At 48.4% G+C, this 13,395-nt stretch carries 8 protein-coding genes and 1 tRNA gene; 1 reads left to right on the top strand and 8 read right to left on the bottom strand.

The window, feature by feature from the left end:
• Window positions 1–3: 3 nt before the first annotated feature.
• The 3 genes from HWI92_RS19445 to hpt form a co-directional block, all read right to left on the bottom strand.
• A complete protein-coding gene (locus HWI92_RS19445) occupies window positions 4–1,218 on the bottom strand; it encodes a pyridoxal phosphate-dependent aminotransferase (RefSeq protein WP_204658370.1) in 1,215 nt (404 codons plus the stop codon).
• Between the two features lie 208 nt (window positions 1,219–1,426).
• Window positions 1,427–1,510: transfer RNA gene (locus HWI92_RS19440), tRNA-Leu, on the bottom strand.
• A gap of 79 nt (window positions 1,511–1,589) precedes the next feature.
• Window positions 1,590–2,120, bottom strand: coding sequence for a hypoxanthine phosphoribosyltransferase (gene hpt / locus HWI92_RS19435; RefSeq protein ID WP_204658368.1), 531 nt, complete (start codon window positions 2,118–2,120; stop codon window positions 1,590–1,592).
• Window positions 2,121–2,238: 118 nt separating this feature from the next.
• Here hpt and HWI92_RS19430 point away from each other — a divergent pair, with 118 nt between their 5' ends.
• Window positions 2,239–3,465 (top strand): tetratricopeptide repeat protein, encoded by a 1,227-nt coding sequence (locus HWI92_RS19430; protein WP_204658366.1) that lies wholly within the window; start codon window positions 2,239–2,241, stop codon window positions 3,463–3,465.
• Between the two features lie 7 nt (window positions 3,466–3,472).
• Here the strand turns inward: HWI92_RS19430 and HWI92_RS19425 are convergent, their stop codons facing one another.
• From HWI92_RS19425 to dxs, 5 genes are all read right to left on the bottom strand, one after another.
• Window positions 3,473–4,834, bottom strand: coding sequence for a dipeptidase (locus tag HWI92_RS19425; RefSeq protein ID WP_204658364.1), 1,362 nt, complete (start codon window positions 4,832–4,834; stop codon window positions 3,473–3,475).
• An 87-nt stretch (window positions 4,835–4,921) separates the two neighbouring features.
• Window positions 4,922–5,581, bottom strand: a complete 660-nt coding sequence (gene plsY / locus HWI92_RS19420) for a glycerol-3-phosphate 1-O-acyltransferase PlsY (protein ID WP_204658362.1) — start codon at window positions 5,579–5,581, stop codon at window positions 4,922–4,924.
• Between the two features lie 154 nt (window positions 5,582–5,735).
• Window positions 5,736–10,412 carry a hypothetical protein gene (locus tag HWI92_RS19415; protein WP_204658360.1) on the bottom strand — a complete coding sequence of 1,559 codons (4,677 nt, stop codon included), beginning with the start codon at window positions 10,410–10,412 and terminating at the stop codon, window positions 5,736–5,738.
• Window positions 10,413–10,433: 21 nt separating this feature from the next.
• Window positions 10,434–11,282, bottom strand: a complete 849-nt coding sequence (gene prmA, locus HWI92_RS19410) for a 50S ribosomal protein L11 methyltransferase (RefSeq protein WP_229248328.1) — start codon at window positions 11,280–11,282, stop codon at window positions 10,434–10,436.
• A gap of 113 nt (window positions 11,283–11,395) precedes the next feature.
• Complete coding sequence (gene dxs, locus HWI92_RS19405) at window positions 11,396–13,348, bottom strand: 1-deoxy-D-xylulose-5-phosphate synthase (RefSeq protein WP_204658358.1); 1,953 nt, start codon at window positions 13,346–13,348, stop codon at window positions 11,396–11,398.
• Window positions 13,349–13,395: the final 47 nt, after the last annotated feature.

Genomic DNA, 13,395 nt, shown 5'->3' with positions numbered 1-13,395 from the left:
CAATTATTTCAATGTTGCTACGGCATCTTTAATGCGCTGAACCGCCTCGGTCAATGCCTGATCAGCAGCTGCCGTGGAAATCCGGATACAATTAGGTGCCCCGAAACCCGAGCCGGCTACGGTCGACACGTATGAATTGGTCAGCAGCCAGTTGGCAAAATCGTCGGAATTGTTGATGGTATTTGTTCCATCAGATTTCCCAAAGTAGTAGCTGACATCAGGGAATGCATAAAAAGCGCCATCCGGCACATTCACCTTGAAACCAGGAATTTCTTTTAACAAACCCACTACAAGGTCACGGCGGCGCGCGTAGGCTGCGGTCATTTCTTTGGTAGCGTCCAAAGGTCCGTTAAATGCAGCAGTGGCCGCTTTCTGGGCTATGGAATTCGTACCGGATGTAACCTGTCCCTGCAATTTTTCCACTCCTTCGGAAATCCATTTCGCAGCAGCAATGAAACCGATGCGCCAGCCCGTCATCGCAAATCCTTTTGCGACACCATTTACGGTGATCACCCGCTCTTTCAGCGCCGGGATAGAACCCATACTGAAATGGCCTTCCTCGGTGAAGTTGATATATTCATAAATCTCATCCGCCAGTATGTAAACACCTTCGTGCTTTTCCAGAACAGCCCCGATTTCACGCAGTTCCTTTTCGGAGTACACCGCGCCGGTCGGATTGTTGGGAGATGCGTACATTACCACCTTTGTACGGGGTGTAATGGCAGCTTCCAACTGTGCGGCGGTTACTTTGAAACCATTGTCGAAAGCACCGTCGATGATCACCGACTTGCCTTCCGCCAGCTTCACCATTTCGGAATAGCTTACCCAGTATGGAGCAAAAATCACTACTTCATCGCCGGGATTAACCAATACCTGGATCACATTGGCCAGTGAATGCTTTGCTCCGGTAGAAACCACGATGTTCTCGGGTTTCCAATCTATATTATTGTCACGTTTCAGTTTATCAGCGATAGCCTTGCGCAGATCAGGATATCCTGCCACTGGTGAATAGCCGTGAAAACCATCATCGATTGCCTTCTTAGCAGCTTCACAAATGTGCTCAGGTGTCTTAAAATCAGGCTCACCTACACTCAGACTAATTACTCTGTGGCCCTGTGCGGCCAGTTCACGTGCCATTTTGGTCATCGCCAGCGTCGAAGATTCTTCAAGCGCGTTGATTCGGTCGGCCAACCGGTTTTCCAATGCTACTGCGGACATTGTACAGAAAATTAAGTTTTAAAGAAGATACTGCTATCTATATCAACAAATTGCCCGCAAAGTTACGTCTTTTTTAAAAGAAGGCCCCTGTCGTTGAACAAAGAATTGTGAAAAGTGCAGATTCACGGGAAATCACGCCTGTGCAGACTATCATTTTTTGTAACACAAAAAAACAAAAAAATGCCGCTCCTGAAAAGGAACGGCACTGTGCCGAAGGCGGGACTCGAACCCGCACAGGATTGCTCCCTCACGCCCCTGAAACGTGCGTGTCTACCAGTTTCACCACTTCGGCTCGAAATCGGTGTGCAAATATAGTAAAGTTTTTTTCTTTCCAAGACTTTGCTCCATGAGGTCAGAAAATTTATAAAAACCTATTTGCTGACATACAAGGCATCCAGATTACGCCCGATACCCTCATAATCGAGTCCGTAGCCGACAACAAATTTGTTCTCGATTTCAAAGCCGAGGTACCGCATGCTGATGGGTGTCTTCAGAGCTTCGGGCTTGTGAAGTAGCACTGCAAGCTCTATGGAACTGGGGCCGAGTTGCTGCAACTGGTCCAGCAGTGACTGCATGGTGAGCCCGGTATCCACAATGTCTTCAATGATAATGATATCCCGTCCCGCCAGGTCACCGTCAAGGCCGAGTATTTGTCGTACCTGCCCGGTAGACGAAGTGCCGGAGTACGATGCAAGCCGGATGAAAGACATCTGGCAGGATAGCGGAATACGCTTGACAAGCTCACTGGCAAACAGGAATGCCCCATTTAAAACCACCAGAAAAAGAGGACATCGCCCTTCATAGTCACTTGTGATGGACATTGCCAGCTCCCCGACGCGGGCTTCCAGATCTTCCCGCGAGATAAATGGCTCAAACGTTCTGTCCAGTATGTCAATGGTCATGAAAAGTAGGTATAAAGTAGTCTGAACATCAATATTAACTCTTTTTTCAAAAACGCTGCCGGACAGGCAAACGTTAAATTAAATTCGGGCGTTAATTAGGACAGATTTTACCCCTGCTATGAAAAATATCATTTTCGTCCTCACCTTATCCATTGGCCTTTACCTGGCTTCTGCCCGACCGGCGGATGCACAGCTATATTCTTCTGCCGAGCTGGACAAGAATTATGATATGATCCTGAAAAATCCGGGCATTCAGATTGAGGCTACCGAGGCGATTAATATGATGTATAATTACCGTTTTACGGAAGCAGATGCCGAATTCCGCTGGCTGAAATACCGCTATCCCACGCACCCGATGCCGCACTTTCTGATGGGTTTGGCAGAGTGGTGGAAAATCGTCCCGAATACCGACAATGAATCACATGATAAAGCATTTCTGGCCCAGATGGACTCTACGATAGAGCTGGCAGAGGAGCTTTATGATAACGAAAAGAACAAAATAGAGCCTGCATTTTTCCTGGCCGCTGCCTATGCATTCAAGGGCAGGCTGTATGCTGAGCGGGAAAGCTGGGCCAAGGCAGCATTTGCAGGCAAAAAGTCACTCAAATATTTTGAACAATGCAAAGGGAACGGTGACCTGAGCCCCGAACTGCTTTTTGGTGACGGACTGTACAACTATTATGCTGAGTGGGTACCGAAAGAATACCCGATCCTCAAACCTGTGATGGCGCTTTTTCCAAAGGGGAACAAGCGCCTGGGCGAGCAGCAACTTGAAAAAGTGGGCAACAATGCTTTCTACACGCGGGTGGAAGCGCGGTACTTTCTTTTGCAGATTTATAGCATGGAGAGCGAGCATTCCAAAGCGTATGAAATGGCCAAGTACATGTGGCAGACGTTCCCAAACAATCCTTATTTCGAACGCTATTTTTGTCGCACGGCATTTGTGACGGGAAAAATGGCAGAGGCTGAAAAGGCTGCTCAGAATATTCTGGACAAAATAAGTCAGGCTATGCCGGGCTACGAGGCGGTGAGCGGACGTAATGCAGCTTATGTACTGGCGTACTATCATATGAATTACCACCGTAATTATGACCTGGCCAGCCAGTATTATCAAAAAGCGATCAGTTTTTCAACGGAAACCAACTCCCTGAATGCCGGCTACTACCTTTCATCGCTGATCGGGCTGGGGAAAATAGCGGAAATGAAGAAAGACTACGATGAGGCAATTCGCTACTACAAGCTTGCCGACGACAAGGCCGACAAGAAGTCGAGCCAGGCGAAGGAAGCCAAAACAGCCATTGCCAATCTTAAAAAACTAAAAAGGGAGCAGCGCCGAAAAAGGTGATGCCGGGCTATTTTTTTAGTGCTGCATAATGTTTGAAGAACAAAGGAATGGTCTCAATGCCTTTGTAGTAGTTAAACAATCCGTAGCTTTCATTGGGCGAATGCAGGTTATCAATATCCAGTCCAAAGCCCATCAGGATGCTTTTGCAGCCAAGTTCCTGCTCAAAAAGCGCCACGATCGGTATGCTTCCCCCACCCCTGGTTGGCAACGGTTTTTTCCCGAAGGATTCCTCCATCGCTTTCTCAGCAGCCTGGTACTCCACCGAACTGGTGGGCGTCACATAAGGCAACCCGCCGTGATGCGGCACTACCTTCACTTTTACAGATGGTGGTGCAATGGATTCAAAATGCCTGGTAAACAATTCACAGATTTCATCATCATGCTGATCGGGCACGAGGCGCATGGAGATTTTTGCATGGGCTTTTGAAGGAAGCACCGTTTTGGCACCCTCGCCCGTATACCCTCCCCAGATTCCATTGACATCCAATGTAGGGCGGATGGACGTGCGCTCGATGGTTGTATATCCAGCTTCTCCACGCACGTCGGCCACCTGCAACTCATCTTTATAGGCTTCCAGGCTGAAAGGTGCAGCATTGAGCGCATCCCGCTCCTGGCCGGAAAGCTCCTGTACTTTGTCATAAAAACCAGGAATGGTAATGTGCCCGTCGGCATCTTTCAGGGATGCGATCATTTCACACAGTACATTGATCGGATTGGCCACGGCTCCTCCGTAAACGCCTGAATGCAGGTCACGGTTGGCGCCTGTTACTTCTACCTCCACGTAGGTAAGCCCGCGCAAACCAGTTTCAATGGAGGGTACATCATTAGCAATAATGCTGGTATCGGAAATCAGGATCGTGTCACAGGCCAGTATATTACGGTGCTGCCGCACAAAGCTACCCAGATTGGATGAACCGATCTCCTCTTCACCCTCGATCATCACTTTCACATTACACGTCAGGTTACCGGTAGCGAGCATCGTTTCCAATGCTTTGATATGCATGTAAAACTGACCTTTATCATCGCAAGCACCGCGCGCATAAATACGCTCATTTTTGATCACCGGCTCAAATGGAGGCGACTCCCACAGCTCGTAAGGATCGGCAGGCTGTACGTCGTAATGCCCGTAAATCAGCACGGTAGGCAAAGCAGGATCAATGATTTTTTCACCATAAACGACCGGATGACCCGCTGTCTCGTATATCTCAGCTCTGTCTGCTCCGGCATTTTCAATGCTTTCCCTGACATAGGCCGCGGCTTTCTGCATATCATCCCTGAACCTTGAATCAGCGCTGACAGAGGGAATGCGCAGCAGATCGAGCAGCTCGTTCAGAAATCGTTCCTGGTTTTCTTCTATGTATTGCTTCATGTTAAATGTCGTTTTTGAATGCGTCAAGATAAAAAATAACCCCTCAGGGATATCCAAAGGGGTTTGTATTTTTTTCAGGAAAGATACTCAGCGTTGATTCGAAGCCTGTTTGGAGCGGGCAAAAAGGTTAACCCGGTTTTCATTTCCATTAACAAGCCGGATGATGTTTTTCTGATGCGTAAAAACGACCAGCACAAACATCGTAAATCCAAAAACAACCAGCAGCGGCTCCGGATGGCCGAAAACGCCCAGCCACGACAGTACCGGAAATGCCAGTGTCGCCAGTATGGAGCTGAGTGACACATATTGTGACGTCAGCAGTGTAAGTATAAAGATCGTAATGCAAAGTGAAGCAAGTTCCGGATGGATCGCGAGTACCATACCCAGCAGGGTAGCGATGCCTTTTCCACCTTTGAACTTCACGAAAACCGGAAATATATGTCCGATGATCGCAATGATGCCGAAGATGATCTTGTACATCAGCAACTCGGTTTCACCAATTTCGTTCAGGTAAAAAAGCATGGAGGCCAGTGAAGTCGCTGTCCAGCCTTTCAGTACGTCAATAAGCATTACTACGGTTCCGGCCCGCTTGCCAAGTACCCTGAATGTATTGGTAGCGCCTGCATTGCCGCTGCCGTGTTTACGAACATCAATCCCGAAATATCCTATCCCGTACCAGACCGAACTTGGGATTGACCCCAGCAGATACGCTGCAACAACTGTAAATAATAATATGGTAAGACTCATTTTGTACTATTCGCAGATAATTTGCTATTGTTACTGGTTTTATTCAAATGTACAACGATAGGAGGATTTAGCAAGTGCAAAGACAATAAAACTATCGTTCTGATAGCATATTTTCAAAACCTGAAATAAAATATGGTAAAATGTTCATGCCAGCTCAAAAACCTTCTGCAGGTTCTTCTTTCTTCTTCTTTTCAGCTGCGGGTGCGGCTTTTTTCTTGACGGTTTTGGCCACTTTGGCTTTTTTAACTGCGGGCTGGTAAAAATCATCAAACCGGTTAACAAACAGATCCTTCTCCTCCGGCCCCAATGCAATGAGTGTCATATCTTTCGACTTCACTGCCTTTGCCTTAGTACTGATCTGATCATTGAAGTCTATGTCAGACGATACTACCCCGAGCTCGCCCTGGCGATAATCCATGAAGTACCACACATCCGGCGATGCCTGCAAAAATAAGCTGAACTCATCTCCTTCCACACCACGTCGCAGTTCAAGCACTCCTTCCATCTGCGCATTCACATTGTTGCGTCCAAAATGTGCTACGCCGATCGGCCCCTGTGAGTAGTAGGCACCATGCGCGGCCGACCAATGCAGGTTCACATTGGACAGTACCATAGGTACGTCAAGCAGCGGCGATGCCTCAAATATCGGCTTATACCCTGCTGCCGTCAGCTTAGCGTATGCGTCAGTTGCTTTCGGTCCGATCAATGCGGAAAGTTTGCGGTTCAGCTGTTCGGCATCGTCATCGGCTGCGGTACTGTTCTGCTCTTCCAGGTTCGTTTCCACAATCTTGGCTACCATCTGCTGCGCTATCGGTTCGAGGGGCGGCATTTTCATCAGGAGCATGGTATTGAAGGAAAACCGTGAACTATCCACCTGGGCCTCCACGGTACCTACCGATTGCAGCCAGGGGGCGCCGGTAAGTTTGAGCGGGCCGGAGAATGTTGCCAGGCCTGTTTTATCATCAAATTTCAATGCATTGCCCTCGTCAATAAGCCCGTCCTCTCCGGGAGGCGGCGTAACTGTAAATGCTTTGCTATCCTCGTCGTAATTAAGCGCACCCTGTGCCAGGTAAATATCCTCATCACCGTCGGAATCCTTGGGCGACAGGAAGCTCATGTACAAGCCGCGGGCTTCATTATAATGCAGCCCCACAGAGAGCGGAATGTCATGTTCATTTCTGAGATCCTTACTGATCTTGATGGATACCGATTCACCGGGTGAGTCATTGTAAACAATCCATGAACTCTGAAAATCTTTCCGGAACTTGATGACCGGTTTTACAAAACCTTCCAGTTTGAGTGAAGGCTCATAAGCAACGAGCTTGATACCGCCTTTATACTGGATCCGGGGTGACAGAAAAAGATTTTGTTCTTCCTTGATATCGGCCCTGGCAGTGGTATAGTACCTGATTCCCGCATTCGCCTGGGTTGCTTTCGAACGTTTGCCCTCCGCAGGTGCCCCCATTTCAATGAGCTCAAAGTTCTGCATTTTGATGTTGAAGGTATCTTTCCGCGCGGTGATGTACTGGTAAGTCGCGGAGCCCTCGAAGTGGTTGCGGGAGTCAATGCGAATGTCGGCGTCACGCATGCGGTGCGATACGTTCATGGTATCAATTTCAATGCGTGCTTTCTTCAATGGGTTGATCCGTCCTTTGTTATCAATACTCACAAGCCCGCCACCCGGAATGATCTTCACATCGGCAGTCTGGATAAAAGATACGCCTTTGATGTTTAGGGTTACTTTTTCAATATCATAAATAGCCTCAGACCCGTTGAAAGACAATCCTTCCTGCGTGGAGTCCATGGAAGTATAGGATGAAGTTTCGCCAAACCCTTTCATCAGGATCGTCTTTTTATTCATATCCCATTTCGCACTCCCGATCAGCGTTTTGTAGGAAGCTGTCGGAATCTCCATACCAGAGGAGTCGGAACCAAAGCCAGACTCGTCCGTAAGGAAGTTGGCAATGCCTGTTTTGAAGTTGAAATCAATATTGACATTGTTTCCCGTCAGCAGTTTCTGGGTCGATTTCTGTCCGCTGCTATTAATTGAAAATGAAGATTTGTTGGCCAGGTAGCCGTCTTTATTAAACTTAATGTCAGGCGACGACAGCTCTGAATCGGGACGTTTGAGCCTGCCGCTTCCATACAAACCCGACGAGCGCAACAGCAGGTTTCCTTCCAGGTTGGTAGTTCCCTGATAAAAGGAGAAAGACTTGCCCTGGGTGCTGATCATCATACTGTCAGCCGCCGGGTACCATTTCAGTGCATAGTCTTTGAGCTGTACACCCGGAAAGTATCCTTTGCCGATCGTGGCTTCCTTAATGCTGGCAGCCTCTCCCGAAGCCATCAGCGAGTCGGCGGTAAGGAGTACATTTTTGGCGGTCATGGAGGCAGAAAGGTACTTCAGCACAGCTTTGGAATGCAGCCCGCTGTTGTCCATTGTGAGGGTATCGGTAAACCGTGCCGTGGCTTTTCCTTCGTACAGCTTCATATCCGTAACCGGTGGTTTGTACTCAAACCCAAGCGAGTTGTCAGGCATGCTTTTCAGGATCGTCTGGATAGGCGGAATGATCCCGTTTGAATTAAATGTACCGTCAAAGATCACGTCACGGTTATCCAGTCCGTCCATATCGATCTTTGGTATTTTGAAAAACACCTCCCGCGGGTACACCACCGTACCCCGCTCGGGCTGGTCAAAGTATACCATCATACCATCTTCCACCACGAGCCTTGGCGACTTTTTCACGCCCTTCTGCACGCCCGACTTGTTTTTGGGGTCACTCAGATAAAAGGTACCGCCTTTTTCATATTTCACGTGGCCGCCTACCTCACCCTTTTCGCCTTTTGCAAATTTTTCACGGGGTGTAAATGTGATGGAGTCGGATGGTGCTACATTGACAAAAAACTGATTGTAGTCGAACTTAACATTCTGGCCACGGAACTGGTAGTTGGATGCCACCATCTGTCCGTTCAGGGTAAAGTTCCGGTTTTTGCCGATCACCAGTTTCTTATCGGCCGGTACCGCATATATTTTCAGCGAATCGCTCACTACAAACCTGGATACGCCGAGTACGGTAAGCAGGGTATCGGGCAGGTAAATGGTTGCATTTGCAACTTCGTCATTGGCTGCAAACTGGGAAGTAACCTGAAAATTGTCATAATCCGCCTTGTCCAGGTTTGCCAGTACCCACAGCACCCCTTTTTTGCTCAGTGCAAACTCGTCGGTACTTTTATTATAAATGAAATATCCGTCCAGCTGCAGTCTTTCCAGGGAACGCCGGAGTATTTTGGGGTTCTGCTTGGACTTTGCAGCAAGTTCCTCCACCAGAAAAGATGACTTCTTAGTGGTCTGCGTGTAGTTAGCAGCCATCACCAGCGGCTGGAAACCAAATTCCTTTGCAATATCCCTGAACTTTTCTTTTTTGAAATAATCGAAAGATTCAAGTTTTACGGGTACTACCTGCTTGCCATCAATCCTCAGGAACTCCACCTTGTCATTCGGGAACTTCCAGCGCATAGCCTGCGCCCAGATGTTCATTTTGTGATACGAATCCTGGTAAGGCAGGGGCGCAAAGTCCGTTTTGTCTGCACGTCCGAGTTTCAGCAAACCTTCATCATCATTATAATTGAGCGTCACACCCGGATGATACAGCGAGTCGCTGCCAAGGGGCATGGTGAAGCTGGTCAGCGAAGAAGAAATAGCCGAGTCTTTGAGCATAAACTTCTTACTCTGTGCCCTGAATGCAGGCTTATCCTTGTATTTGACAGATACTGTAGAAGGCTTGTCGCTGAGTGAGGAACTATACATTTCGAGTCCCACAAGTGCAAATCCACCTTTATAATCAATGTTCTTCCGTGTGTTTTTCAACCGCGCATCTATTCCATTGGAAACAAACCTCGGGTAGGACGACGGTTTTCCTTTGACTTTTTTTACGCCCCGGTACTCCATGGTACCTTTTATAGGCGCTGCCAGTTGCTGGTCACTATGCAGGGTAACATTTTCGGCTATAATCCCCGGCCGGGCAATGTTGAATGAGTAGCTGTCCAAATCGGCATAAATGGAAGAATCGCCGGCTGCCTGCCAGCTGAATTTCCCTCCTTTTCCTACAAAATTCCCGTCTTTCAGCGCAATACTTCCATTAGCAGGCCCAAACACAATTGAATCTCCTGCAGTTACCATGGCGAATGTCGCATTCTGAAGATCGAGCAATGCGCCGGTGATTGCAGGTAGCGGCTGCGATTTGGGCGCAATCACAAAATCCGAGTCGGCCGGCGTATCCCAGCTGTCATTTACCGCCACTTCTTTCGCAGTCTCGGCAGCAGCCTGGGTACTTGTCGTGTCAAAGCGATAGCGGTAAGTCCCGCCGATCAGGTAGAGCGAGTTATAATTGGATTGATGGAGCCTGTTTGTCTCTGCCAGTGTACGAATTGTTTCAAGTACTTTCTGGAACGATTTGGCATCATACTTTTCACCCGACTGTGCTGCCAGGGTCAGGAATCCGTCCAGGTTTTCGGGGGATTGTTTTGCAAAAAGCTGCGCATTCCTGGTCAGTAGGAACAGGATCGCACCAGCCTTCTGACCTTTCGCTGCCTGCGTTTTTACAATACTGATAAAACGCGCCTGCTGGGGCGCACTTACGGACGACATCCATACGCTGTCCAGCTGAGCAGCTGCACGCATGTACTGCGGATTGCGACTGCCATCCAGCAGCTTACGCAACTGTACCATGAACTGCCCCGGCTCATCAGCAAATTTCAGGCCCTGGCCGGATACCTGGCTTATGGTAAAAATGGATATGGTTAAAAGTAAAGCAAAACGATAGATTCTCATGGATGATCAGCTTCTGAAAACTTATTTCTCAAACACAACGCATGCCCATTGATTTCGCGTATCAGATCTCCGTATTTTCAGTCCATTTTGCAATGCACAGTGCTCGATATCAGCCTGATCAGTTTCATAAAAGCCACTGACCACCAGCCAGCCGCCGGGTTCCAGGTGTGCATTGTATTTGTGGATTTCGGCCAGGAGTATGTTCCGGTTGATATTGGCAAGTATTCCTCCAAAGGTCCAGATTCCGGGTACATCATCAATCGTCCCCTGAAAAACCTCCGTTCCGCAACTCAGTTCATTCATTTCAAAGTTTTCCACGGTATTTTCAACAGCCCACTCATCAATATCAAACCCGAGCAGGGAAGCAGCGCCCAGCTTGGCAGCGAGTATGGAAAGGATACCTGTACCGCAGCCAACATCCATCACAGAAAGGCCCTGATGAACAAGATCAAGCTGTGCATTCATCACCAGCCAGGTGGTTTCATGGTGACCGGTACCGAATGACATTTTGGGCTGCACCAGCAGATCATATTTGAATTTGGGATCGGGCAGGTGGAAAGTAGCGCGTATACGAATCTGATCCCCTACTTCAATCGGCTCGTAGCTTTTCTCCCATTCTTCGTTCCAGTTTTTCCTTTCCAGTGACTTCCAGGAGAGGGTTATGGAAGTAAAATCCCGGTATTTGGCCACCAGCTCCTGTACTGCATGTTCATCAAAATCATCCTCCTGTATATATGCTTTCAGGCCATCGCCCGACTCTACAAAGGACTCGAACCCTATTTCACCCAGCTCAGCCATAAGAATTTCGGAAAAATCGGGTTCTACCAGGAGGTCAACTTCAATGTAGTTCATATTCAATAAGTTCTTCATTTGTTTGTTAAAAAGCAAAAATTCCCTGCCGGTAAAAGCGGCAGGGATTATATCATGTAAATAAAATGCTGACAGAAGTCAGACCAGGGGCTGTGATTGCCGGTAGCCTGATGTTAGTTAAGGAATGCAGTGGTAGCGCGCGGCTTCACTGCCGGGCTGGTAAAGTCCGTAATGGCCGCCAGGATGCCGGAAGTATCAATACCGCATTCATGAAAAAGCTCGATCGGCTCACCATGTTCCACGATCGAATCAGGAATACCCAATCGTTTGAGCTGCGCAGTATACCCATGGTCTACCATAAACTCAATAACAGCACTTCCAAATCCGCCCTGCAGGCAGCCGTCTTCCAGTGTGATGACGCGGTCAAATTTTGAAAAGATTTCGTGCAGCAATGTTTCGTCCAGAGGTTTGGCAAAACGCATGTCGTATAATGCAGCAGATACTCCGAACTTCCCGGCTTGGTCACAGGCAGCATTTGCAAGGTTCCCGATCGGCCCGAAAGACAGCACGGCTACATCCTCTCCCTCACGCACCAGCCTTCCTTTACCGATCTGGATTTCTTCAAAAGCCGTACGCCACTCGGGCATTACTCCTGCTCCGCGCGGGTAGCGTATCGTAAGTGCTTTGGTACCTTCCTGGAATGAACCCAGCTGCGCAGTATACATCATATTGCGAAGCTCCTGCTCGTTCATGGGCGAGGCTACAACCATGTTGGGGATACAGCGCATATAAGCGATATCGTACACACCGTGATGTGTAGGCCCATCCGCCCCGACAAGCCCGGCGCGGTCCAGACAGAATATGACAGGCAGCTCCTGAATGCATACATCATGAATCACCTGATCATACGCGCGCTGCATAAAGGTGGAGTAGATGTTGCAAAAAACAACTTCACCCCGCGTGGCCATACCAGCTGAGAAAGTAACTGCATGCTGCTCGGCTATCCCAACGTCAAACGCCCGGTCGCTCATCACATCCATCATGATGTTCAGTGACGATCCCGAGGGCATTGCAGGCGTCACACCTACGATTTTAGGGTTCGTTTTGGCAAGCTCCACAATGGTATGCCCGAATACATCCTGAAATTTGGGAGGTTGAGGGGCTGCGTAGGTCTTTTTCTGTATTTCTCCGGTGATTTTGTCAAAAATGCCAGGTGCGTGCCACTTGGTCTGGTCTTTCTCGGCAGGCCCGTATCCTTTTCCTTTGACAGTCAGGCAATGAAGCAGCTTGGGGCCCGGAATGCTTTTAAGATCTTTCAGTACCTCGGTCAGGTGGCTGATATCATTCCCATCTATCGGACCAAAATATCTCAAACCCAGGGATTCGAAAAGGTTACTTTGCCGCAAAATGGCGGTTTTCATAACAGTCTCTACCTTGGATACGATCTCCTGTGCACTTTTACCAAAATTGCTCATTTTACCGAGCATGTTCCATACTTCGTCGCGGAACTTGTTGTATGTCCGGGAAGTGGTAATATCAGTCAGGTACTCTTTCAATGCACCTACATTGGGATCAATCGCCATGCAGTTGTCATTGAGAATAATCAGAATATTGGAATCGGTGGCACCGGCATGGTTAAGTCCTTCAAAGGCCATCCCTGCGGTCATCGCACCGTCACCTATTACGGCAATATGCTGGCGGGAAAAGTTCTTTTCCAGCGCAGATGCTACGGACATTCCCAGCGCAGACGAAATGGATGTGGACGAGTGCCCTACCCCGAATGCATCGTAAATGCTTTCTTTTCTTTTGGGAAAACCGGAAATACCGCCGTAAGTACGGTTGGAATGAAAATTATCCCGGCGGCCGGTCAGGATCTTGTGGCCGTAAGCCTGGTGACCTACGTCCCATACAAGCTGATCGTCAGGCGTATTGAAAACGTAATGCAGCGCAACAGAAAGCTCTACGACTCCCAGGCTAGCTCCAAAATGGCCTCCATAGACTGAAACATTATCTATTATAAACTGACGTAACTCATTACAGACTTGTGGTAGCTGAGTACTGTCTAGCTTACGTAAATCCTCAGGAGAATCAATAGAAGCTAATAATTTACCTGGTGTTATAAGCATATTTGACCACGGTTACGTAAAAACTGTCCTGTGCCGGAAGGCAAAAA

It is taken from the genome of Dyadobacter sandarakinus, from assembly GCF_016894445.1.
Lineage (GTDB): Bacteria > Bacteroidota > Bacteroidia > Cytophagales > Spirosomataceae > Dyadobacter > Dyadobacter sandarakinus.
Note: the sequence above shows the minus strand (reverse complement) of the source record. Positions and strands in the feature narration are given on the sequence as shown.

Bases quoted from the DNA above. Each gene is read 5' to 3' on its own strand.
- HWI92_RS19445 (WP_204658370.1), bottom strand. From the start codon at position 1,218: ATGTCCGCAGTAGCATTGGAAAACCGGTTGGCCGACCGAATCAACGCG.
- hpt (WP_204658368.1), bottom strand. From the start codon at position 2,120: ATGACCATTGACATACTGGACAGAACGTTTGAGCCATTTATCTCGCGG.
- HWI92_RS19430 (WP_204658366.1), top strand. From the start codon at position 2,239: ATGAAAAATATCATTTTCGTCCTCACCTTATCCATTGGCCTTTACCTG.
- HWI92_RS19425 (WP_204658364.1), bottom strand. From the start codon at position 4,834: ATGAAGCAATACATAGAAGAAAACCAGGAACGATTTCTGAACGAGCTG.
- plsY (WP_204658362.1), bottom strand. From the start codon at position 5,581: ATGAGTCTTACCATATTATTATTTACAGTTGTTGCAGCGTATCTGCTG.
- HWI92_RS19415 (WP_204658360.1), bottom strand. From the start codon at position 10,412: ATGAGAATCTATCGTTTTGCTTTACTTTTAACCATATCCATTTTTACC.
- prmA (WP_229248328.1), bottom strand. From the start codon at position 11,282: ATGAAGAACTTATTGAATATGAACTACATTGAAGTTGACCTCCTGGTA.
- dxs (WP_204658358.1), bottom strand. From the start codon at position 13,348: ATGCTTATAACACCAGGTAAATTATTAGCTTCTATTGATTCTCCTGAG.